This window comes from Fructobacillus sp. ESL1117, assembly GCF_058508565.1.
In genome coordinates, this window is the sequence record NZ_CP196385.1 from 1,012,019 (window position 1) to 1,030,943 (window position 18,925).

General features: G+C 39.2%; 32 protein-coding genes and 1 tRNA gene. 5 read left to right on the plus strand and 28 right to left on the minus strand.

Features of this window, described 5'->3' with window-relative positions; genetic code table 11:
- Window positions 1-56 precede the first annotated feature (56 nt).
- The 24 genes from ACSYSH_RS04555 to ACSYSH_RS04670 form a co-directional block, all read right to left on the minus strand.
- The gene (locus ACSYSH_RS04555) at window positions 57-914 is read right to left on the minus strand and encodes a minor capsid protein (RefSeq protein WP_491702285.1); all 858 of its coding nucleotides are present in this window, start codon (window positions 912-914) and stop codon (window positions 57-59) included.
- Entirely contained in the window at window positions 889-2,463 is a 1,575-nt protein-coding gene (locus ACSYSH_RS04560; protein ID WP_491702284.1) for a phage portal protein, read from the minus strand. Before ACSYSH_RS04560 ends, ACSYSH_RS04555 begins: the two co-directional genes overlap by 26 nt.
- A gap of 9 nt (window positions 2,464-2,472) precedes the next feature.
- A complete protein-coding gene (locus ACSYSH_RS04565) occupies window positions 2,473-3,753 on the minus strand; it encodes a PBSX family phage terminase large subunit (protein WP_491702283.1) in 1,281 nt (426 codons plus the stop codon).
- Window positions 3,740-4,510, minus strand: coding sequence for a terminase small subunit (locus ACSYSH_RS04570; RefSeq protein WP_491702282.1), 771 nt, complete (start codon window positions 4,508-4,510; stop codon window positions 3,740-3,742). The genes ACSYSH_RS04565 and ACSYSH_RS04570 overlap by 14 nt, the downstream gene beginning before the upstream one ends.
- Before the next feature lie 70 nt (window positions 4,511-4,580).
- Complete coding sequence (locus ACSYSH_RS04575; protein WP_491702281.1) at window positions 4,581-4,955, minus strand: DUF2335 domain-containing protein; 375 nt, start codon at window positions 4,953-4,955, stop codon at window positions 4,581-4,583.
- Window positions 4,945-5,178: a hypothetical protein gene (locus ACSYSH_RS04580; protein WP_491702280.1), complete on the minus strand. Its 234-nt coding sequence runs from the start codon at window positions 5,176-5,178 to the stop codon at window positions 4,945-4,947. Before ACSYSH_RS04580 ends, ACSYSH_RS04575 begins: the two co-directional genes overlap by 11 nt.
- Before the next feature lie 256 nt (window positions 5,179-5,434).
- Window positions 5,435-5,584 (minus strand): hypothetical protein, encoded by a 150-nt coding sequence (locus tag ACSYSH_RS04585; protein ID WP_491702279.1) that lies wholly within the window; start codon window positions 5,582-5,584, stop codon window positions 5,435-5,437.
- Window positions 5,585-5,888: 304 nt separating this feature from the next.
- Window positions 5,889-6,314: a DUF722 domain-containing protein gene (locus ACSYSH_RS04590; RefSeq protein ID WP_491702278.1), complete on the minus strand. Its 426-nt coding sequence runs from the start codon at window positions 6,312-6,314 to the stop codon at window positions 5,889-5,891.
- A 40-nt stretch (window positions 6,315-6,354) separates the two neighbouring features.
- Window positions 6,355-6,744: a dTDP-glucose pyrophosphorylase gene (locus tag ACSYSH_RS04595; protein WP_491702277.1), complete on the minus strand. Its 390-nt coding sequence runs from the start codon at window positions 6,742-6,744 to the stop codon at window positions 6,355-6,357.
- Window positions 6,745-6,864: 120 nt separating this feature from the next.
- Window positions 6,865-7,212 carry a YopX family protein gene (locus tag ACSYSH_RS04600; protein ID WP_491702276.1) on the minus strand — a complete coding sequence of 116 codons (348 nt, stop codon included), beginning with the start codon at window positions 7,210-7,212 and terminating at the stop codon, window positions 6,865-6,867.
- 28 nt (window positions 7,213-7,240) lie between these two features.
- Window positions 7,241-7,468: a hypothetical protein gene (locus tag ACSYSH_RS04605; protein WP_491702275.1), complete on the minus strand. Its 228-nt coding sequence runs from the start codon at window positions 7,466-7,468 to the stop codon at window positions 7,241-7,243.
- A complete protein-coding gene (locus ACSYSH_RS04610; RefSeq protein ID WP_491702274.1) occupies window positions 7,468-7,689 on the minus strand; it encodes a hypothetical protein in 222 nt (73 codons plus the stop codon). Before ACSYSH_RS04610 ends, ACSYSH_RS04605 begins: the two co-directional genes overlap by 1 nt.
- A gap of 84 nt (window positions 7,690-7,773) precedes the next feature.
- Entirely contained in the window at window positions 7,774-8,166 is a 393-nt protein-coding gene (locus ACSYSH_RS04615; protein WP_491702273.1) for a hypothetical protein, read from the minus strand.
- A gap of 17 nt (window positions 8,167-8,183) precedes the next feature.
- The gene (locus ACSYSH_RS04620) at window positions 8,184-8,861 is read right to left on the minus strand and encodes a putative HNHc nuclease (RefSeq protein WP_491702272.1); all 678 of its coding nucleotides are present in this window, start codon (window positions 8,859-8,861) and stop codon (window positions 8,184-8,186) included.
- Window positions 8,862-8,869: 8 nt separating this feature from the next.
- Window positions 8,870-9,280, minus strand: coding sequence for a helix-turn-helix domain-containing protein (locus ACSYSH_RS04625; RefSeq protein ID WP_491702271.1), 411 nt, complete (start codon window positions 9,278-9,280; stop codon window positions 8,870-8,872).
- Window positions 9,281-9,508: 228 nt separating this feature from the next.
- The gene (locus tag ACSYSH_RS04630) at window positions 9,509-10,228 is read right to left on the minus strand and encodes a phage antirepressor KilAC domain-containing protein (protein ID WP_491702270.1); all 720 of its coding nucleotides are present in this window, start codon (window positions 10,226-10,228) and stop codon (window positions 9,509-9,511) included.
- Complete coding sequence (locus ACSYSH_RS04635) at window positions 10,221-10,448, minus strand: helix-turn-helix domain-containing protein (RefSeq protein ID WP_491702269.1); 228 nt, start codon at window positions 10,446-10,448, stop codon at window positions 10,221-10,223. The genes ACSYSH_RS04630 and ACSYSH_RS04635 overlap by 8 nt, the downstream gene beginning before the upstream one ends.
- Window positions 10,445-11,293 carry a helix-turn-helix domain-containing protein gene (locus ACSYSH_RS04640; RefSeq protein WP_489816004.1) on the minus strand — a complete coding sequence of 283 codons (849 nt, stop codon included), beginning with the start codon at window positions 11,291-11,293 and terminating at the stop codon, window positions 10,445-10,447. The genes ACSYSH_RS04635 and ACSYSH_RS04640 overlap by 4 nt, the downstream gene beginning before the upstream one ends.
- A 51-nt stretch (window positions 11,294-11,344) precedes the next feature.
- The gene (locus ACSYSH_RS04645) at window positions 11,345-11,947 is read right to left on the minus strand and encodes a DUF669 domain-containing protein (RefSeq protein WP_489816005.1); all 603 of its coding nucleotides are present in this window, start codon (window positions 11,945-11,947) and stop codon (window positions 11,345-11,347) included.
- 4 nt (window positions 11,948-11,951) lie between these two features.
- Window positions 11,952-12,710 carry an AAA family ATPase gene (locus tag ACSYSH_RS04650; protein ID WP_491702268.1) on the minus strand — a complete coding sequence of 253 codons (759 nt, stop codon included), beginning with the start codon at window positions 12,708-12,710 and terminating at the stop codon, window positions 11,952-11,954.
- 15 nt (window positions 12,711-12,725) lie between these two features.
- A complete protein-coding gene (locus ACSYSH_RS04655) occupies window positions 12,726-13,115 on the minus strand; it encodes a hypothetical protein (protein ID WP_491702267.1) in 390 nt (129 codons plus the stop codon).
- A complete protein-coding gene (locus tag ACSYSH_RS04660; RefSeq protein WP_491702266.1) occupies window positions 13,112-13,294 on the minus strand; it encodes a hypothetical protein in 183 nt (60 codons plus the stop codon). The genes ACSYSH_RS04655 and ACSYSH_RS04660 overlap by 4 nt, the downstream gene beginning before the upstream one ends.
- A gap of 64 nt (window positions 13,295-13,358) precedes the next feature.
- Window positions 13,359-13,580: a hypothetical protein gene (locus tag ACSYSH_RS04665; RefSeq protein ID WP_491702265.1), complete on the minus strand. Its 222-nt coding sequence runs from the start codon at window positions 13,578-13,580 to the stop codon at window positions 13,359-13,361.
- A gap of 249 nt (window positions 13,581-13,829) precedes the next feature.
- Window positions 13,830-14,033 (minus strand): hypothetical protein, encoded by a 204-nt coding sequence (locus ACSYSH_RS04670; RefSeq protein ID WP_491702264.1) that lies wholly within the window; start codon window positions 14,031-14,033, stop codon window positions 13,830-13,832.
- Window positions 14,034-14,105: 72 nt separating this feature from the next.
- Here ACSYSH_RS04670 and ACSYSH_RS04675 point away from each other — a divergent pair, with 72 nt between their 5' ends.
- The gene (locus tag ACSYSH_RS04675) at window positions 14,106-14,288 is read left to right on the plus strand and encodes a YegP family protein (RefSeq protein WP_491702263.1); all 183 of its coding nucleotides are present in this window, start codon (window positions 14,106-14,108) and stop codon (window positions 14,286-14,288) included.
- Here the strand turns inward: ACSYSH_RS04675 and ACSYSH_RS04680 are convergent.
- Together ACSYSH_RS04680 and ACSYSH_RS04685 are read right to left on the minus strand one after the other, a co-directional pair.
- Window positions 14,266-14,424 (minus strand): hypothetical protein, encoded by a 159-nt coding sequence (locus tag ACSYSH_RS04680; protein ID WP_489816012.1) that lies wholly within the window; start codon window positions 14,422-14,424, stop codon window positions 14,266-14,268. The two genes, ACSYSH_RS04675 and ACSYSH_RS04680, sit on opposite strands and share 23 nt — an antisense overlap.
- A 51-nt stretch (window positions 14,425-14,475) precedes the next feature.
- Window positions 14,476-14,688, minus strand: a complete 213-nt coding sequence (locus ACSYSH_RS04685) for a helix-turn-helix transcriptional regulator (protein ID WP_491702262.1) — start codon at window positions 14,686-14,688, stop codon at window positions 14,476-14,478.
- A gap of 139 nt (window positions 14,689-14,827) precedes the next feature.
- Between ACSYSH_RS04685 and ACSYSH_RS04690 the strand changes: the two genes are divergently transcribed.
- The 3 genes from ACSYSH_RS04690 to ACSYSH_RS04700 all read left to right on the plus strand — a co-directional run bounded on the left by ACSYSH_RS04690 (window position 14,828) and on the right by ACSYSH_RS04700 (window position 17,517).
- Window positions 14,828-15,508, plus strand: a complete 681-nt coding sequence (locus tag ACSYSH_RS04690) for a helix-turn-helix domain-containing protein (protein ID WP_491702261.1) — start codon at window positions 14,828-14,830, stop codon at window positions 15,506-15,508.
- A gap of 13 nt (window positions 15,509-15,521) precedes the next feature.
- Window positions 15,522-16,373, plus strand: a complete 852-nt coding sequence (locus tag ACSYSH_RS04695; protein ID WP_491706141.1) for a PH domain-containing protein — start codon at window positions 15,522-15,524, stop codon at window positions 16,371-16,373.
- Window positions 16,374-16,449: 76 nt separating this feature from the next.
- On the plus strand, window positions 16,450-17,517 hold the full coding sequence (locus tag ACSYSH_RS04700) for a site-specific integrase (RefSeq protein WP_491702259.1): 1,068 nt from the start codon (window positions 16,450-16,452) through the stop codon (window positions 17,515-17,517).
- A 161-nt stretch (window positions 17,518-17,678) separates the two neighbouring features.
- Here ACSYSH_RS04700 and ACSYSH_RS04705 read toward each other — a convergent pair.
- Together ACSYSH_RS04705 and ACSYSH_RS04710 are read right to left on the minus strand one after the other, a co-directional pair.
- Window positions 17,679-17,766: transfer RNA gene (locus ACSYSH_RS04705), tRNA-Ser, on the minus strand.
- A 47-nt stretch (window positions 17,767-17,813) separates the two neighbouring features.
- Window positions 17,814-18,143 carry a hypothetical protein gene (locus tag ACSYSH_RS04710; RefSeq protein ID WP_489816117.1) on the minus strand — a complete coding sequence of 110 codons (330 nt, stop codon included), beginning with the start codon at window positions 18,141-18,143 and terminating at the stop codon, window positions 17,814-17,816.
- 78 nt (window positions 18,144-18,221) lie between these two features.
- Here ACSYSH_RS04710 and ACSYSH_RS04715 point away from each other — a divergent pair, with 78 nt between their 5' ends.
- A complete protein-coding gene (locus tag ACSYSH_RS04715) occupies window positions 18,222-18,875 on the plus strand; it encodes an NAD(P)H-hydrate epimerase (protein WP_252773378.1) in 654 nt (217 codons plus the stop codon).
- Window positions 18,876-18,925 lie beyond the last annotated feature (50 nt).

Below are 18,925 nucleotides of genomic sequence, written 5' to 3' on the forward strand. Positions count from 1 at the left end.
AACGACATCCCAGGTCGATTTATGTACAAAAAAAGCACTCATCATAAGTGAATGCTTTAATCATCATCTTCTTCATCCGAAGAATTATCATCATTGCTGTTTTGCTTGTAAAAACCAGTAACAGAGCAACGGCAATTAGGATGTTTTGGAATGGTGTAACGACCATCTCCAAAATCAACGGCTTTGAACACTTTTCCGTCCATTTCCATGCAATAACGGCATGCACCGCCACCCGTTACCCATTCCATGTACTCAAATCCTGCATTTTTGATGTTTTTTGCCTGTTGCAAGGCTGAAACTCTTGCTGATTCTGTGCGTAAGATACGTTCTGCTTGGTACTTTTGCACACCGAACTTGTCTTTTAGCTGTTTGGTGTACGTCACAGGATTCTGCCCTTCAAGCAGGGACTGGCGCATGATGTTTGATAGATCAGAACGAAGAGTGCTTTGATTCTTCCAAATTGAGTTGGACCAATTTACCCCATCAAAATTTGTATTAACCAACGTGTGGTCAATTGGTTTTGACTTCACATCATACGTTTTAAAGCCGAATTGAGCCGTTTTATTGGCCTCGCTATTAAGATTACTAGAAATCTTTTTAATCGCCTTATAGGCCACCACAGTCGTAAATAAAATGACTGCGTATTCAATCATTTGGTCGACATTGCTAACTTTGACAGGATTTTGTCCGTTCTGCTTAGCATAACTGTCTAGATAGCTCACTAAGTCTTGATTTGGGATACCAGAATAATCGCCCTGTTCGAAATCTGGATATTCTCCTAAGAATTCCGACCACCAGTCCATGTAGTCAGAACTAGTATCATCCACAATTTCTTGCAATGCTTGAGCATTTCGGCTGTCGTTCAGTGCTTGTTGATTTGCAAATTGCTTAACCTTCTCCCGATTGCTCGTCATCAGTCTCATCTCCAATACTATTAATCAGTGCATCACGTTCTTGGATATGCATTACTTCGTTTTGCATGACCTGATTATTGCTATCCTGCTCTTCTCGCAGGCTGTTCATTTCATCAGTTGAGATTCCTGGAGCAAAACGGTCAAGATAAGCTCGTGGGAAGCTAGCACCAGCCTGTTGCAACGTCTGAATGGTATTGACATCATCAGTTGGCAGGTTATCGGTAAACATGAAATTGATGTTGTTATAGTCAATGTCCCATTTACCTTTCACAGCCAATTCTAGCTCTTGAATAATTCGATAAATTGCCGTCAGGCCTTTCTCGAACATTCTGCGTTTTGTCTTAGCTAACTGAATGACACCTAACTGCTTGTACTGCATAGCCACACCAGATGAGTTGCTGGCGAAGTTGTCATCAGATACATCAGGAGTACGACTAAACGAGTGAATATTCTTATACAATCGTGTCTTATATGCTTCTACACCAGCACTGTCATATTCTTTATGAATATAACTAGCTGAAACGCTCGTCTGTTGACCAGAGGCGCTAATTCCAGATTTCAAGAACAACGTTCGACTCTTACGAATGTCTTGCAATAGCTGGCGTTTTTCGTCAACCAATTTTTCCAGATAGTCCTTATCGTCTGGATCTACAGCAAGTTCAGCACCCTCTAACAAGTCTTGGATGTCGCCCTGAATAACCAGCATGGCATCATTGCTATCCTGCATGTAGTTAGCAGTGTCAGACTGGCTGGCATCATAGGCATCAATCAAGCTAAGCACACCATCATAGTCGCCTAAGCGTTGGCTATTGTTCCAAAATTCAACAACAGGCATTGTCATCAATTTTTGAGTTTCACTATTCACGTAACCGTCAACAACACTGCCACCAACAATGTCGGTAGGCTGGCTAATCGTGTACTGATTATCAGACCAAGTTTCAATAATGAACTGGCCATAATCGCTTGAATCCGAATTCTGCAAATTATTTACTGGCGTGTAGCGGACAGCAACCAACGGCACTGGGTCAACTTCATTCGAGTAAATAATAAACGTATCAGCAGGGCTTAATCGTGTAATTCGCTCCAATTTATCATCTTGGTCACGGTAAATATTGGCGAATGCTCGACCATATTTCGACATATCGTTGAATAAGTCATAGTAGAGCGCATCAATATCGTTGTACGCATTAATATCGTCTAGCAAATCGTGCTCGTCATCAATACCATTACCATCACTGTCGACGGTAATTGTGATTGGATTACCAACGCTAAAAGCTGTGTGGAAATCAGCGATTTCTTGGGCAAATGGATGTCCCAATCTCACATCAGCTCCGTACTCGTCAACTCTTCGGCTATTCTTATCATGAATATTGGTATTGATTCCCTTGTAATAGCTGTCCAGCATCAACAATCGTGGCCGTTGTTTATTGTAATGATGGGCAATAAATTGACCAATTCGCTCTGATGTGAGTGAATCTTTGTCTTCTTTATACACCATCAGTGCATTTCTGAGGTTCATGTACGCCTCAGTATTGTATTCTTGTGGCATAATTTCTCCTTACAGTCCAATGTCCTTGGCCGCTTTAACTCGTTCTCGATAATTCATGTAAGAGCCATCTTTGTTAGTAAAGATAATTGGCTCAAGTGCGTATCCTAATGCCTGAATAGCGTGGTCGTCTCCATCTTCAACAGCGTTAGTCATCTTGCCAAACTTATCTTTCTTATAGGTAAATGTTTCCATTTCTTCTAGCAAGAAACTGGCACTTGGATGGATGTGATAACGATAATTCTTCATGAACTCCATTCGCTGTTGATTGGAATCTTTTCCTTTTCCAACAGGCACGATTGTTCGAAGTCCTCGACTCTGCAATTCAGCAATCGTTCTTGGCTCAGCGCTATCGGCGTATACTTTTCCCTTCATAGCACCACCTTTGGCTAGTTTTCGTGCCATAGGTTCATTTAATAATCCCTGTTCATAAAAACCGTCATAGACGTATATATCGTTGTCTTTCACAATAGCTTTAACAAAGGCAGTCGGGTCATGCGTGAAACCAAAATCAAGACCCATGATTTGTCTTCCCTGAATCTTGCTTGCATCGAAGTTTTCAAGCTCAAACAAGTCTTCAAAGACAAGTCCTTCTGCAATACCCCATTCGCCATCTACGGCTACTCTGGCACGATTAGGATTGCGCTTCTTGAGCTCCATCATATTGTTAATAAACTGCTGATCTAAGTGGCTGTTGTTTTTATAAGTTGTCGTGAAATTAAGCACGCCATTACGCTTGGTGTCTTCATCGAAGAACTCTTCTTTTAGCCAATGGCGTTCTGACCACGGGTTAAACGTCAGAACATGTTGATAATAGCCACCATCAGGCAACTGTCCACGTAGTGATTCAACGACTGTCTGGAAGTCCTCACGGCTTTTTAACTCGTACGCTTCTTCCCACCATGCTCGGCATAAGTAGCCATTCTCAGCACTAATAGACGTGATTTTCAGCGGGTCGTCCATACCACGAAAGTAAATCTTCTGGCCTGTTGATTTCATGGTAATTTCTAGCGGACTAACTGTGAATTTAAAAATGTCACTCAACCCTAGTAGATTGATGACCTTTTTCAGCGTGTTATATGTTGATTCCTTATTGGTGTTCTGATATTGCCTGATAACTAACCAATTAACATATGGTAGTCGCAGCATCTCATAGATAACGTTATAAGCCTGCGCCCAAGATTTACCAGAACCACGAGCTCCCTTAATCGCAACAAATGGATCATGACTCGAAAATAGTTGATAGTATGACTGGTCAACCGATTTATGAAAATTTAAATCAATCTTCGTCATGCTTAATCTCCTCGAATGAATCCATATTGATAATCATCTCGCCATTATTAGCGCCGTTATCAAAGACTCCCTTGCCGTTCAGGTATTCAAGCAACTCCCTGCGCGCTTTATTTCGGTCATGCAGTTCGACCATTGGGCCATCTTTGCCTACTGTAACCTTTTTGACCGCCCAGCTATCGACTGAATCGCTGTCTTTCAGCGCAACCCATGACTTGTGCTTGGTGTATTGCTTTCCACTTTCTTCATCAATTGATTCAAACTCATCAGAACCCCAATCAGCGAAGTCTCGAATGTCTGACCTAGCTTCTTTGGCCATGTCATCAATCAAATCAAAAACGCCTATGCCCAGCTCTGCTAATCGAGCCTGGCGTAGACGTTTGATTGCGTTTTTTATTCCAGCATTTTCCAGCAATCTTGGTCCATTAGTTTTAGCAATATTGTACTCTACACCGTAAGCGTTTATATAAGCCTGTGTTGCATTGGAGAGTCTGACATACTCACTAACGAAGCTTTTTTGCTTGTCATTTAGCTCGCTATCTTCCAGCTCTTGAACGGCAGGATGAACTTCTTTTTTGGTTGCAACTTTTTGCGACTTGGTTGCAACTTTTTTATTATTGGTTGCAACCTTTGTTTCGTCATACCAATATCGAGACTTCCAAGACTTAACGGTACTTAAGCTAACATCATACTTGTCTGCAATATCCTTGTACTTCATACCAGCTAAATAGTCATGCTTAGCTTCATCACGCTTTGTCATGTCATTACAGCTCCTCCTTTCTCCTAATTTTATGTACTAAAAAAAGACAGCCTAAGCTGTCTTTTAAATATTATTTACCTTTGCTACTACCGTCCATAAACATTCCAATAGCAGATATAAACGTTGCTGTTCCAAATATAGAGCCAGCTACTGGATGCTGTAGGTAAACAAGCCCGAATGTGGCTAAAATCATTGATAATGCAACGATTAAAGCTGTAAAATGGCCGTATCCTTTAAAACGCCAGTATTTTTGCTGTTCTATACCCTCTAAATCACGTCGATGTTCTGATTCAGCAATTGTATCATCAATGATTTTCTCGGTAGACCCAGGCGCTAATTTTTCGATTCGTTCTAACGCATCAGGGTTTGGTAATGGTCCTGTTGATAAACTAACTGATTCTTCACCATTATGTTTCTCTGCCAACAGATACTTATTATTGGCCATAATTATGAATAACCTTTCTTAAGTCATTATCAACATTTTTCCAATCATTGTATTTTTTCTCATCATCGCTTACCGATAGATATGCTTTATATTCATAATCTTTTCCAGACTTAGAATTAGCTATAAATCGAAAAGGCGAAAAAATGACAGAAAAACCAGTTTTAAGTCCATCTAAAAAAGCATCAGTAACAGCATTAGTAAATTCTTTAGTTACTTTATCCATAATGTGAGCTCCTTTTACCTTGAACAAATTATATCACGTATATTACTTTCAAACATTAAAAGTAATGGTTATTCATCTATCCACCTCATATGCTTATGATAATTGATCGCACCATATCGAAATCCTGCCCGCATGTTAGCATGTCGATAATCGTGCTTGTCTGGTTTCTCATCCGTCATAGTAGCGAACTTCTTATTCACAGCCGTTGCCTGGTCTTTATGACGTTTTATTCTAGTATCTTTGTCCTCGTAAACCATTAGAACGTTGCTCCAAACCAGGCAATCTTAATGCCTAAAGTAATAATACCGATTGCTCCAGTAAATAAACCTACTGCTATCATGTACAGTGCGCCTACGCACATCCATTCGAACGTGCGCCCTAAATGCTTCATGATTTTATTTTTCATAATTACCTCCAATAAAAAAAGGCTATTTCCGAAATGGAAACAACCACTATATGTACCGCAGTCACTTTCCGCCAGGAAATGACTGCATGCTCGCTACCAATTGCTTTGATTACGGCAAGCTAAGAATAAAAGCGGGATTGCACCGCTCTTTATCCATAATCAGCGACCCCATGACTTAGTAGTAGAAAGAAAAAGGTAATTGGAGCAACATGGTCGCTGAGTGAAACATCAAATATCTAATGTTTCTATACTACAATTATCGCACCTTTTTTTAGCCAAAAAGTCGCATGAGAGTCGCATGTTTTTAATACACCAAGTTATCCACTGCCCTAGCCCAAGGGCTTTCCAGGTATTCCTGCTTCGACTTCTGCAAATCTCTTAAGCACTGGCTTTTGGATTTGTACATCATTTGTGCTACCTTTTCCCATACGTATGACTTACGCGTGTCGTAGTGATAATCAAGCATTGTCACTAGCTGTGGATCTAAAGTCATCATGAATTGCTTAACTGATTCATAGCGTTTTGTTAACTCAACAATCTCATGGTCTGATTCTTCTTTGATTAGCTGTTTATCAAGCGTTCGATTAATTTCGTTCTTCTTTCGACCACCACCAACGTTTTCATCAATTTTTGGATTATCAAACCGCAGTTCAAATCTGCGCCAAGCAATCTTCTTCTCAATTTCTCCTGAGAAATATTCGGTAAATAATTTGTCCAATTTATCTGCCACATTTAATCCTTTCAATTATGTATGACGGATAACCGCCGCCTCACTTAATTGCTCTTATTTCAACTCTTGGATGTAACTTATCAATTTCAAATGTCTCGTCATACCCTTTTACAAATTTATAGCTATCGTTTGGCAAGAAAATTTCGCTACTAATATTTGCCTTCTGCATTCCATCAAAAATGAACTTCTTCGTAAATGACCAATTATCTGGATCTATACGTTGGTCAGGTAAATACCACTTAATCTCTAACTTACATGGCCACTCGAATCGTACACCATCTACCATGGCCTGCTGCACTACTAGCTGGCAGTAATTGGTTGCCTGCCTCTTAATTTTAGAGGCAATATAACGATTCTTCCGCTCAGCATGAATGTACTTATTGAGCGTATATGATTTAAGAACGTTTAAATCGAACTCAATCATGGCCATTAAATTTAAAATCTCGAAGATACTTAAACATCAAGTAGATAAACGCCCATATTACGCTTACTGCTAACACCGTTAGAACGGCTGCAAACAACACCAACAAATAAATTCCAATCGTACTCTTCATTTTCCCTCCAATAATCCTGGATTCTCGTGAATGTTGCCAATTACTTCGTAATTTACTTCAAATTCACCTTCTGAAAATGCCATTTCTGGTCTGTCTGTACTTATGTCGCAGAATCCATCAAGGGTAAAATAATAGTCTTCATAAATTACCTTACCGACAGTAACTTTAGAGAATCCGTAAACCTTAACAATATCTCCCTCGTATAATTCGTTGCCGTTCTTGTCATGCAGTCCTGTGAATTGTTCGACTGTTATATTGTCTGCAATAAGGCAGAAGCTTAATGTTCTAATTACATCGGGATAAATTTTTTCTCCATCCCACGCCCTAAACTTAATCTCTCTCATCACTCCACCTCTAACATTTCGTTCATCACTATGACTCTTCGTTCGGGTATAACATTCCAAAGTCGCCATAAGGAAGCGAAAGCGTACATCCTCCTTCTAGCGTGACAATAAACTCTTCCGTATTTTCTAATTTCTTTCCATAACGAGTTGTCAAATAAATATACTCAACAACTAATTTTTGGCTTCCAATAGATACTTCTTTTCCGACTTCATAAGTCAAGTTCTTAACCTTAGTGCTAACAAGTGTCTTAATCATCACTCCACCTCTTCATAAATGAAATCAATCTTGTAATTTTTTAAATCTTTTCCGAAAATCACGTTTTCTGATTTTAGATTAAAAACATCTTCCAAAAATTTTTCAAAAGAACTCTCATCTTTGAAATCTTTTTTATCTACTCTTTTTGTGTCATAAAAAAATTCACCATTTTCTTTGTTGTGAACCATGTACGAAATCTTAATAGCTTTCACTTTTTCCATAAAATCTCCTATACCAATTTCACTTTTACCAGTAATTCAGGTTGTAAATCTTGTCAACATTTTCATCATGTGAGTTTTTATCCATCATTCCAACTCTCGTTCGAACATGTCGGGATTATATCCGGCTTCGATTATTTCTTTTTCGGTAAATGGGTAGTAGTCATTGCGTTCCAAAACAATTATTTCGAATTGACTATCAAGCCAGTAAGCATCCCCATCCTCATCTACTTTTTTATATTTCCAACGGTACTTCTTCTCTGTTTCAACAAACTGGTCATGCGCCCAGTCTCGAGTGATCGGGTTCATGATGGCCACTAGTTTTTGCCAATATAACTTATAGTCATAATCGCGAATAAATTTTTTGAAAATATCTTTAACAAAATCTTCATCTAGCAGACCCATACCATATCTGTCGTTCAAATCATCAAAATATTTTGTAATCTTCTGATATTCTTTTTCAGTGAATTTTTTAGTCATAATTACTCCTATACCAATTACCAGTAATTCAAGTTATAAATCTTGGCTATTTTTTCGTCCACAGGAACACCCTGCAAATGATATTCATCCATTCGCTCTTTTTCTTCGTGGTGGAATAAATCATGGTGCTGGCGACACAACGCAATCAAACGCCGACCCCTATGATTAATCTTCGTGCGGTCATTACCCATGCCGACCTTGCTCCCGGTGATATGGTGGTGGTCCGCCTTTAGTCCACAAATCACGCACCGCTTATTCATCAGACAGGCATACTCATAGCGAGCTATTGCTGGAACGTCTAAGTGGTCTAATGGCCTGTATCTAAGTGCTATATTGTGCTGTAAACAAAATTCAAGAAGCATATTAATCAGCAAATTAGTGTCCGACATGTTGCCAGCAGCATCCGACATACTGAAGTCTTCGATTCCGTAATATTTTGCCATCTCGCTCTTGAAATAGCCGTATATTCTCTGTTCAAAATCTGCTTCACTTCCACCGATTGATGCAGTGGCAATGTCCTGCATTATTGACCAAGCAAATTTACGCTGTTTAGGGCTCACAGAGCGCCCGTCTTCAAAAAGTAGGCTAACTACACTCGTACCGAATTTATCGAGCACTGCGAGCTTGTCAGGTTCAGATAATTCAATTGTGACCACGTTGCCACGTTTGCTGAGCAACTTGCCTGCAACTTCCATAAGACCTCTTACGCTGTTCTTCCTGGGTTGTCATCAATTCCCATCAGGTAACGTTTCGACACGTTCAATGATTTAGCCATTGTCGTCCATTCGTCTGGACTCGGCTCGCTTGTCCCTTTTATCACTGCTCGAATACGGACTTCTGACATGTCTACCATGTCTGCTAATTCTTCAATCGATAAATGGTTTTTAATCAGCATGAAGTTGACCCGATTAACAGCACAATCCCCACTGCTAACTGTTCCAAATCCGAATTCCTCTGAAATGATAACTAATCGTTCGTAGACAGAACTGTTGAATACAAGCGCCCTGCCGTTGATTAATTTCTTTGCAACAAAAACCGAAATCCCTGTGTACTCGGCAAACTGCAGGATGTTCATTCCAGATTTTTTGAACTCACTGATAATTCCGTCTGCCATTTCCCGTGTTATTTTCTGCATTTCCAACTCACTTGTCGTAATAATAGGCGAATCGCCATAGTTTCTCGTACGTTTCCTCTGTGAACGTTCTGAGATCACTGGTGTAAAACCGAATCAACTGAGTCTTTGATACCTCGGTTGATATGACCAAATCTGTTAGACTCATTTGGTGTTTTGACCGAACATCTCTTAATCTATCAGCCATCTTGTCGCTGATTTCTCGTGTTTTCATTCCGCTATCTCTTTCTCTTCGCAGTATCGTTTCAAAAAGTAGTCCATACCTTTTTGAGTAACCTTAGTTGTTCGATTAACCCTAACCTGTCCCTTTTCCATAGGCGTTTCGGTTGTATTGATTTCGAACAGTCCCTGTTTTACAAATTGATGATTGGGCAAATTGAATGACTCGCCTGTTCGCCTGCAAAGATAGCCTTCATCACGCAATAATTTGAACAGCGTATTCTGTCCAATTCGGAAACCATTTTGTGTCAAAAACTCGGCCAGTGTCTTCACGCTGCTGGTATCCTTGCTTGATTTGATGCGCTGACCGAATTTTGCATCATCCATGACCAGTTTCATCTGATTCTGTGCAAAGATAACCATCTGGCTCATCTTGTACATTGGATCGTTGAAACGTTCCTCAATGTCGATAAAGTAGTCACGAATCTGGTGGCCGACTTCTGTTTGGCTCATCATGGCAATGTGCTTAGCAGAACGAACGTCAAGTTGGTAATCCTGCAAAACCTTAACAGCGATTCCACTGCGGTTTTTTAAAGGCGTAGGTGTACCTACGGGTTGAAAATCTTGCCCTTGAACCAGTGTTCGACTGGCCGACTTCCACCACTCCGAGAAGCGCCAGTTTACTTGTAACGCCTTATAAAGCTCTCGAGCAGATACAGTCGGTTCTTTTCCCGCTGATTCGTTCAAGTTGATTAAATTAAATTCACTCATCGTCTAGCCTCCCCTTTTCGTTTTTCAAAATATAATCAACGGATACCCCATACAATTCTGCTAGCAAAACCAATTGCACATCTCTTACGCTAGTCACGCCCGTTTCCATGTTTGATAAGCTTGCTGTGCTCATCTTCAAACCCTTTGATGCGGCGTATCGACTAACGTTTGCTAGCGAATAATGGTTATCCTGTCTCAACTCTCTTAGTCGATTATTCATACATGTGTCTTCCTGCCGTTCAGAATTGCCATCAAATCTTCTTGCGGCTGATTTGGTTGTTTTTGCTGCTGTTGAATGTCAGCATTCGTTGCAATCTTTGGCTCTTGCTTACCCTTGGCATTTTTTGGTTTTGGAATTTTGCCATCAACAAATCCGCGTTCATTAGCACTAGTTAAATGTTCTTCAAACCTACCGATTAGTGACTTAACCGTGATGTACTCCACGCTAGAGAATGTAGCAACCATGTAATTCAGTACATCTTGAAAATCCTCAAGTGATACATTTTTCATCGCTAACGATGAGAACGTACCCGTGTTCTTATTATTTCGTTCGGTCGCCTTGTTATAAGCAGCCAACATTTTTGAAGCCAGCATGGGGTCAATGACTTCATCAACGCCCTTATGTGTATCTAATCTATTAGTTAATTTATTAGTTAATCTATTATCTAGGACATTTTTGTCCCTAGGGTAGGGACGTTTATGTCCCTGGGGTAGGGACGTTTGTGTCCCTAGGGGGGTGACATTTTTGTCGTTAGGTAGGGACGTTTGTGTCCCTACCCCGGGCTCAATCAACTCTAAATACCGTTTTTCGATAATTGTAGTGCCATCTTTGTATTTGACAGTGCTTTTTAACAACCCCTTTTCATACAAGTCACTAAGTGCTCGCTGTACGGATCGTGTTGTCTTATGGTATTTGTCAGCCAAAAAGCTATTACTAGGAAAGGCATGTTGCCCCGTGTTTGATAGTGTGTAAATAAATCCAAGCAAACGCACTTGAAAATCACTCACATTGTCCAAATCGTCAACCCACGCAGGTATTTGTGAAAAGAACCTAGTATTTGACATTTCCAGTCCTTTCTCTTACTACTGTTTCATTAAAATAAATATCTATACCAATCAGAATGGAAGGTCATCATCTGAGATGTCGATTTCAGAATTGTTTACTGATTGGCCAGCAAAAGGATTGAATCCAGTCTGCTCTGGTTGCTTACTTGCAAATGCGTTGCTTGATGGTGCTTGCGCCTTTGGCGAACTATTCTTAGCCTCAAACATGTCACGAGTGATTCCATCTGGCTTTGAACCATCACTATCTACATGAGTCTTAGCTCGAACAGTCAGGTTAGTTTTACCAGTGTAATCACTTGTCTGCCATTCAACTTTGATGTTGATTGTCTTGCCAATCATTGATTTCACGTATTGAGCAAGTGAACTGAATTGAACACCGCTTTTAGCGCCTGCAGAAACTGCCATATTGTTAAAATTCTTTGTTGAGCGTTCGGTTTCTTCCGCAGTTCCATCTTTCCAAACCATGTTGTCATATCGAACTTTTCCACCCTGATATTCGCCATCAACTACTTCATAATCAAAGACTGCCATCTCACTTCCAGTTGATGACGTTTTGGCTTCTGATGAATCCAAAATCTTCACGTTGTAAGTACCTGATTCTTGTACTGATTGACCAAATACGTTGTTCTCGTCTGTTGTAAATCCAAATGCCATAGTCTTATGCTCGCTTTCCTAATTCATTAGCAACGTCTGCTACTTGTTCTTCAAATGTCTTCTCGGCCTTTTTAGGCGCTTTCTGTTGCTTTTTTGTTGGTAGCTCTTTATGCTCAGCAGGCTCTACCAATTCGTTTGCCTTAATCAAAGTACGTTCGTCAATTCGATTCTTACCATGATTTCCTTGTTCTGGATCAAAGTCGATAAATCGTTGACCATCTTGTTTGTAGATACGTCCAACAACGTCAAATGGTGCTGACAATGCATTGAACGTCTTTTGATTCATATCGGCCTCAAATCGTCCTTTTCCGTCTAATCCACTTGCACCGTTATCAATCTGGTGGGCAGTTACGAGAACTGTCTTTCGGCTCTTACGCAACTTCATTCCCAAATTTCTGAACCACGACTGCAACTTTTGGTAATTCTGACGACCGTCTTTACTTCGACCATCAATGTTATCCAGTACCCAGTTTTGGAGTGCCGTCACGTTGTCCAAAATGATTGTGTCAAAGTTTGGGCTACTAATTGCTGAATCGACATAATAATCTACCTGAGCTTGAATATTCGGTGCATCAGTATCGTCAAAGGCAAATACGAACGTGTCTGTGGTGTCTGCTAATGCGTTATATGAACCATCAAAAATGAAGCTGACCTTATTCCCATTGAGATACTTGGATAGGCTTGTTTTACCCGTTCCACCATCTCCATAGATGAAATACATGTTTCCTGATGGAATAATCTTGCCTGGCTGAAATTCAATCATTATTCGTCTCCTTTCTTACTTTTTGAAACTAACTTTCTCAGTCTTTTTGATGACGGTAACCTCGTCAAATTCTTCTTCGTTTAGAATTTTCTTAAGGTCTGTCACACCTTTAAATTGAAGGACCTCTAGTCCGTAAGATTTCAAGTATTTAAGCATTAGTTCGGGATCATTAATCGTCACTCTTCGACTAACTTCGCCCATTTCAATATCGTCAATTTGGCCGCCGTGAATCATGTATTCTCGTGCGTATTTCTTGAACTTCTTGATATTCCCTTCCATCTCTTGAATTTTGAAATACACTTCGCTTTTCTGACTGGGCGACAACGAATTGAAAAAGTCTTCGTTCCCTAAATCAACCCCTGATGTGATTTCTCCGTATGGATCTACGATTGATACATCTCTCATACTTGTACCCCCAATTCTTCTAGGTAAGTCTCTTGCTCTTCAATTTCTTCGCTTAATTCAGATTGCTTGATATATAATTTTTCCAACTTGTCTTGCACTCTTTCAATTTCGTCATCATTACGACCATTAACGTGGTATAAAGACATATCGTCAGCTACAAAATTACCTGTTGTTGTCATGTTTAACCCCCTTTTGTGCTATAATTAGGGCATAAAATTATTTTTAGACGGATAAATTTATGCCTTAAGCTCGCTTACTCAAGCGGGCTTTTTGTTTTGCAATTTTCAAATCATGTTTCGCAAGCCGCTTTCCTTGATGGCCGTTTTCATTGATAAAATCATTCTCTAGATCGTATTCATCAAATAATGGTGCCCGTTTATAGTATTTGTATGCCATGATTGATAACGTGGTTACGCATGTTCCAATCACGAACATCAGTAAATCGTTGAACTGCATTAGTGTCATTTCGTTGCCTCCTATGCGTATTTCCTTGCTCGTTTGAAGAAGTAGTTAAACAGTTCATAACCCGAATAGACTGGGTGCGTTTCACTCGGCCATAATGGCTTGGGAAATTTCGGATCATCCTTAAACCACTTTTTAAAAGTTGCATGGGCTTTAATTCCTAGCTTATCCATGACCTGCTTTTGCGTGTACTCTTCGTTAATGTCGAATTTTGTATAAGCTGTTCCGTTCAATTCATCACCGCCTTCTAAGTTAGCTTTCTAATTTAAAGCTTTTAGCAAAAAACGTTATTGTCACTTTTACTACGTCCTTGCCAAAATCTTCTGATTTCACTTCACTGACGAAATCAATTTGATGTCCATCTATATAGACTTTTTTGGGTGTTTCTACCACCTCTTGCTTAGGATTTGGAAACATTTTTTTTGCTAATTCATGAAAACTATCTTTCTTTTCCATACTTTCTCCTTTTTTGCTATCCTTTTATTACTGGCATTACAGGGCCTAGTAAATTGAAAGGAGAGTAGTACATTGTATTTTGTTATTAATAAATCTGTTGATGGCCAATATTATTTTTTATTGAAATCTGAAAACGGCCAAGTAGTGGCACAAAGTGAAACTTATCTTTTGAAAAGTAGCGCTGAAAAAACGATTCAGTCAATTAAAGAAAATGTTGACAGAGATACATTAGTTATCGACTCTGAAAAGCTGTAACTTTGTTTGCTAAATGGATAATCTTTGCAGATGCGGAGAGTAGTGTATCAACACTGCTCTTTTTATTTACATCGATACTATCGAACATATTTTTAATGTTATCTAATTCTTGAGATAGTTCTTGTTTTTCGTTCATGCTTCCTCCTTTCTGTTTTGTAAAACAATTTGTGTCACATTAGCAAACAGTTTAAGCAAAAAAAATATCATACATATCTTTGCCTAATCCATTAGCAATCTTCTTTGCAGTAGGAGGACTCGGGAACTTCTTTCCAGTTAGATAATTGCTCATCATTGATGGGTCTACCTTTACCTTTTTAGAAAAAGAAGAAAAATTTTCTCCAGACATTTTAATCATTTTCCGTGTGTTTTCGATGTCTTTGAATTGAAGAGTTTCAGTCATTTCTATCCTCCTTTCCTTAACTGATAAACTAATTGTAAAACATTTGTGTCACATTGTCAAACACTTTTATTTACTTTTTTCTTTTATTTGTTTTTCTTTTGGTTATACTTGTGTTTATAAAGATGAAAGGTGCTTAGATATGGCAACGAAAGAAGACTTCGGAAAAACAATCAAAGATATTAGATTAGATAAGCGTTTTAGCGTAAGACAAACAGCATTGCAAGCAAATATGTCTCCGTCATATCTTTCACAATTAGAAAACGGTCACAAAAGTATTCCTAAAGTTGAAACATTATATCGACTAGCTAATGGTCTCAGAATTACAAATGACGAGATTCTTAAAATTGCTGGAATTGTAGATGATGTTTCAAAAGTAAATATATCGAAATCTACAAATACTGTTGAAATTCCAATCTATGGACGTATTTCAGCAGGTTACCCAGAGGGCGCAAAAGAAGATATTGAAGGTAGCATCAAAGTTGATGATGACATCATTGACCGTTATGGATCAGATAATCTTATTGCCCTTCATGTAGATGGCGAAAGCATGAATAAGGTTATCCCCAACGGAGCAGTAGCCATCCTAGCCAAAATTGATACATCAAATATTAGTAATGGAGATATATGTGGTGTTATCATCAATGGAGATTCTGCAACATTGAAACATGTTTACATTTACCCTGATAGAATAAGGTTTGAACCAGATAGTTGGTTAACCGAACAGTTTAAGCCGTTTGAGTATAAGAAAGTAGATATTGACAATGGCGAGCCTCCAGTTCAAATCATTGGTAAGCTAGTCCAACAAACATCTAAATTTTAAGGAGAGAAGTATTATGAACAATCAAAACAGCCAACCAGAAATGACATTATTAACATGCCCATTGTGCTTTGAAAAATGTAACTTTTTTACATCTTGGCCTGTAAACAACGTTAATGGCCGTTTAGCAAAGAAAATTCATACAAAATGTATGGCAAAGTTAGGAATCAAAAAGACTGATTTAAAGAAGCAAGGTCAAATCAAGCGTGAACCATATGAATATTTGCAGGAGCTCTACAACAACGGCGAAAAGTACGATTTCGAGAAAGCAAAAAATGACCGATTGAAGTACCTTCGTGATGATGTGCCCGATGAGCCAAGTCAAACTGACGACATTCAAGAACAACTTGAAGCAGCAGGCGTTTCAAATCTTTTCGGAACTAAAAAAGAAATCAATCACTTGCATGAATATTTAGATCCCAATGAAAAGATTGTCTACGCCGTCTCTGGTGGGCGTGAAGGACGTTCATATCTGATTGTTATTACTAATAACCGCTTGATGTTCATCAACAAGAATATGTTCGTTGGTGGCGATTATGAAGAGATTGGATTTGATTACATTAACGCAGTGTCTTATTCTTCCAAGTTCGTATTGTCCACCATCATGATTACAAACGGCGCAAATACCATTGCCATTGAAAACGTTGATAAGCGCAATGCCCCTATCTTTGTCGAAAAGCTCAAAAAAGCAGTTCAAGATAAGAAGACAGCCGACAATCAACAACTTTTCCAAGCGCAGCAACCTGTTCAACAACAACCACAAACGAGCAACTTAAGTCAAATCAAAGAATTAAAAGAGCTGCTCGATATGGGAGCAATTACTCAAGAAGAGTTTGAGGCCAAAAAGAAGCAGATACTTGGCATTTAATAGCCCAGCAGGGCATACATACACGATTAAGGCCACAGGCCTTTTTATTTGTACCTATTTTTAGAAAGGAACGATTATGGCGAGTATTTACAAACGGGGAAAGACTTGGACAGCTAATATATTGGTCACTGTAGACGGTCAACGAAAACGAAAGACAAAATCTGGATTCTTAACTAAATCAGAAGCCAATAAGTGGGCTGTCTCAATCGAAGAACAAAAAAATACAGGAAAACTGCCATACAGCCAAAAGTTATTCAAAGATGAATATTGGTCATGGTATACCATTTTTAAAGAGCCGCACATTGAGACAAATACAAAAAGCTGGTATCTAGCCACTTACCGTCTTATCTGTGATAACTGGTCAGAAATGAAGATGTCAGACGTATCAGTTAAGGAATTGCAATTGCTCATAAATCAATATGCAGAGAATCACGTGAAGTCTTCCGTCACTCATATAAAGAATATGATTGGGGCTTTCTGCCGATATGCAGTAGATGAAGGCATGCTAGCAAAAGATATTTCAAGAAATATTGTAGTCGCATCAAAAAAGCAAGGTAGCAATCGTGATTCTAAATTTTTAGAGCATGATCAATTTTTAAAATTAATTGAATTAGCAAAAGAGCAAAATGATATTACATCCAAAATGATATTAATAGCCTGTTACTCTGGTTGTCGCTACTCAGAAATAGCTGCACTGAATGCCAATGATTTTGATTTTAAAAACAACACAATCACAGTCAATAAGTCTTGGTCATTGCAAGAAAAGACCGTAAAAAAGCCAAAGACAAATACTTCAAATAGAATCATTGACATGCCCGCTTCTTTCATGGAAATTGCCAAAGGATGGAATATGTCTAATCAATATGCTTTTCAAAGTTCGACAGGATACCCAATGACTGACAATGCATGTAATAAAAAGCTTGCCTGGCTATTGGATAAATTAGAAGCAAAACAAATAAAAATGCACGGATTACGCCACACACATGCCAGTTATTTGCTCGCAAATGATGTCGATATTCAATACGTTTCTGAAAGACTAGGACACGCTGGAGTAGATATTACGATGAAAGTATATGCTCATTTGATGAAAGAAAAACGCTTTAAAGAAAAAGATAAAACGATTATCTTATTACAGAATTTGTAGCACTTTTGTAGCACTTCGATTCTGTTTTTATTCGATAATCTTTTATAATGTTTTACAATATTTAATAAAGATAATGTCTTAAAGTATTGATATGAAAGGGTTTGCTGATATGAAGACACAAAAAAGCCCATCTACCGCTAATTGCAGTAAATGGGCAAAAATGGAGAAGAAGGGATTCGAACCCTCGCACGCTTTAACACGTCTACACCCTTAGCAAGGGCGCCTCTTCAGCCTCTTGAGTACTTCTCCGTAACAGATAATATCATAACAGATAATGTTTGTTACAGCAAGCATTTTTAACGGTTCTCGATTGCCATTACAGACAAATTAAAGTTGTCCCACAATCCTTGGTCATCTTGCTTAAAATCTTCAATCAAAGAGCTACCCTTGGCCTTGATAGTTGCGGAAAGCTCATGATAGACATCATAAAGCTCCAATTCTTTCTGATCGTTCCACTTAACCGTGTAAAAGGTTCCATCCATCCGGTAGTCCAAAATTTCTTCCAAGCCACGCAAAAGAGTCCGCTCAATCATTTCTTCTTCCGTGACTGTTTCCCCGCGGGCATTCAAAATCGCCACCTGGTCCTTTACCTGTTGATAATCATCAGCAACTTCCATGTTATCCATTTTGTGGCCGCCTTTCATTACTCTTTTTTGCTGTTCTATATTATAATTGAATATATCTATTATACTAAGGTGATTTGAATGACACAACTCGTGACAACAGAAGAAATGCAGGAACTAGACCAATACACGATGGCAACCATTGGCTTGTCAGAAGAGGTTTTGATTGAACGTGCCGCTTTGGCCGCTCTAGACGTCCTTGGCGCCGGAGCCTATGACCTCTCCAACGTTTTGGTCTTAGTGGGCTTGGGCAACAATGGTGCCGATGGGATCGCTCTGGCACGCCTATTGCATCAGCTGCACATTCCCGTTTCATTACAGTTTGTCGGTAATGCCAATAAGGCCAAGCCCGCGGTCAAGCACCAACTGCAAATTGCCGAAGCCTGCGGGGTTCCACGTTCTGAAAAATCAGACTTCAAGCAAGCCTCATTAATCATCGATGCCATCTTTGGTACCGGATTAAATAAAGATTTACCCGAGGGCCTGCAAAAGATGGTCAAGGCAGCTAATCACATCGAAAGTACCGTTGTTGCACTTGATCTGCCCACTGGCGTGAATGGTACCACTGGCCAAATCATGGGGGCTGCCCTAAAGGCCAAGACAACGATTTCCTTTGGCTTTACTAAAGTCGGTGTCACCAAAAATCCAGGAAAAAAGTCTGCTGGACAGGTGCTAGTCAAAGAAATTGGGATTGTTGTCCCGGATGACTTTCAGTTTTCAATTAATAAACAGTAACAGTGACCAGTTATACTGGTGCTAATATGAAAAAGCCAAACTCCATGGAG

Coding starts and splice junctions, on each gene's coding strand:
- ACSYSH_RS04555 (WP_491702285.1), bottom strand. CDS start 914: ATGACGAGCAATCGGGAGAAGGTTAAGCAATTTGCAAATCAACAAGCA.
- ACSYSH_RS04560 (WP_491702284.1), bottom strand. CDS start 2,463: ATGCCACAAGAATACAATACTGAGGCGTACATGAACCTCAGAAATGCA.
- ACSYSH_RS04565 (WP_491702283.1), bottom strand. CDS start 3,753: ATGACGAAGATTGATTTAAATTTTCATAAATCGGTTGACCAGTCATAC.
- ACSYSH_RS04570 (WP_491702282.1), bottom strand. CDS start 4,510: ATGACAAAGCGTGATGAAGCTAAGCATGACTATTTAGCTGGTATGAAG.
- ACSYSH_RS04575 (WP_491702281.1), bottom strand. CDS start 4,955: ATGGCCAATAATAAGTATCTGTTGGCAGAGAAACATAATGGTGAAGAA.
- ACSYSH_RS04580 (WP_491702280.1), bottom strand. CDS start 5,178: ATGGATAAAGTAACTAAAGAATTTACTAATGCTGTTACTGATGCTTTT.
- ACSYSH_RS04585 (WP_491702279.1), bottom strand. CDS start 5,584: ATGAAAAATAAAATCATGAAGCATTTAGGGCGCACGTTCGAATGGATG.
- ACSYSH_RS04595 (WP_491702277.1), bottom strand. CDS start 6,744: ATGGCCATGATTGAGTTCGATTTAAACGTTCTTAAATCATATACGCTC.
- ACSYSH_RS04600 (WP_491702276.1), bottom strand. CDS start 7,212: ATGAGAGAGATTAAGTTTAGGGCGTGGGATGGAGAAAAAATTTATCCC.
- ACSYSH_RS04605 (WP_491702275.1), bottom strand. CDS start 7,468: ATGATTAAGACACTTGTTAGCACTAAGGTTAAGAACTTGACTTATGAA.
- ACSYSH_RS04610 (WP_491702274.1), bottom strand. CDS start 7,689: ATGGAAAAAGTGAAAGCTATTAAGATTTCGTACATGGTTCACAACAAA.
- ACSYSH_RS04615 (WP_491702273.1), bottom strand. CDS start 8,166: ATGACTAAAAAATTCACTGAAAAAGAATATCAGAAGATTACAAAATAT.
- ACSYSH_RS04620 (WP_491702272.1), bottom strand. CDS start 8,861: ATGGAAGTTGCAGGCAAGTTGCTCAGCAAACGTGGCAACGTGGTCACA.
- ACSYSH_RS04625 (WP_491702271.1), bottom strand. CDS start 9,280: ATGGCAGACGGAATTATCAGTGAGTTCAAAAAATCTGGAATGAACATC.
- ACSYSH_RS04630 (WP_491702270.1), bottom strand. CDS start 10,228: ATGAGTGAATTTAATTTAATCAACTTGAACGAATCAGCGGGAAAAGAA.
- ACSYSH_RS04635 (WP_491702269.1), bottom strand. CDS start 10,448: ATGAATAATCGACTAAGAGAGTTGAGACAGGATAACCATTATTCGCTA.
- ACSYSH_RS04640 (WP_489816004.1), bottom strand. CDS start 11,293: ATGTCAAATACTAGGTTCTTTTCACAAATACCTGCGTGGGTTGACGAT.
- ACSYSH_RS04645 (WP_489816005.1), bottom strand. CDS start 11,947: ATGGCATTTGGATTTACAACAGACGAGAACAACGTATTTGGTCAATCA.
- ACSYSH_RS04650 (WP_491702268.1), bottom strand. CDS start 12,710: ATGATTGAATTTCAGCCAGGCAAGATTATTCCATCAGGAAACATGTAT.
- ACSYSH_RS04655 (WP_491702267.1), bottom strand. CDS start 13,115: ATGAGAGATGTATCAATCGTAGATCCATACGGAGAAATCACATCAGGG.
- ACSYSH_RS04660 (WP_491702266.1), bottom strand. CDS start 13,294: ATGACAACAACAGGTAATTTTGTAGCTGACGATATGTCTTTATACCAC.
- ACSYSH_RS04665 (WP_491702265.1), bottom strand. CDS start 13,580: ATGACACTAATGCAGTTCAACGATTTACTGATGTTCGTGATTGGAACA.
- ACSYSH_RS04670 (WP_491702264.1), bottom strand. CDS start 14,033: ATGGAAAAGAAAGATAGTTTTCATGAATTAGCAAAAAAAATGTTTCCA.
- ACSYSH_RS04680 (WP_489816012.1), bottom strand. CDS start 14,424: ATGAACGAAAAACAAGAACTATCTCAAGAATTAGATAACATTAAAAAT.
- ACSYSH_RS04685 (WP_491702262.1), bottom strand. CDS start 14,688: ATGACTGAAACTCTTCAATTCAAAGACATCGAAAACACACGGAAAATG.
- ACSYSH_RS04690 (WP_491702261.1), top strand. CDS start 14,828: ATGGCAACGAAAGAAGACTTCGGAAAAACAATCAAAGATATTAGATTA.
- ACSYSH_RS04695 (WP_491706141.1), top strand. CDS start 15,522: ATGAACAATCAAAACAGCCAACCAGAAATGACATTATTAACATGCCCA.
- ACSYSH_RS04700 (WP_491702259.1), top strand. CDS start 16,450: ATGGCGAGTATTTACAAACGGGGAAAGACTTGGACAGCTAATATATTG.
- ACSYSH_RS04710 (WP_489816117.1), bottom strand. CDS start 18,143: ATGGATAACATGGAAGTTGCTGATGATTATCAACAGGTAAAGGACCAG.
- ACSYSH_RS04715 (WP_252773378.1), top strand. CDS start 18,222: ATGACACAACTCGTGACAACAGAAGAAATGCAGGAACTAGACCAATAC.